Consider the following 527-nt stretch of genomic DNA (forward strand, 5'->3'; position numbering starts at 1 on the left):
CATAACTATCTTTTAATGCATTGATAACCTTATGCAGTTCATCATTTGCCTGAAATGTTGGCAATTCTTTAAGGTGAGATCCTGGACCGTATTGGAGCATTAAAATGACGAGCTGTGTGAGGGCATTTTCAATGAAAAGTTGTTGACTCTTTTCCGAAGCATCTTGATTAAACAGCATAAATTCACGCAAGAAACCAACCCACTTTGTAATCTGTGGATGCTTAAAGGAAAACAACGCAAATTCAGGATCTGTTAACGACACATCTATTTCGATAGCAATATTACTGAGCAACGATTGATCAAGTTCCACCAGAAATTTTTCTTTGGAAATTTGCAATTGTTTATGCTCCTCATTCGGATTAACAATGATAAACTCATCTTTGTTAATAGCTAAATCCTGTCGCTTCATTTGGTATGTTCCTTTTCCATATGGAGAATAAATTAGCTTATAACAGTCATCACTTCGCAAGCGTCGTTCACCCAAGTGGTCATTGCGCATGAGAAGCAATCCGTTGTGATGGTCCAGT

General features: G+C 37.6%; 1 protein-coding gene. It reads right to left on the bottom strand.

From position 1 onward, the window contains the following. Positions 1–499 (bottom strand): hypothetical protein (locus AC3G7N_RS22540; protein WP_489424326.1); only part of this gene is annotated, 499 nt, incomplete at its 3' end. Positions 500–527 lie beyond the last annotated feature (28 nt).

This window comes from Virgibacillus carmonensis (genome assembly GCF_057836705.1).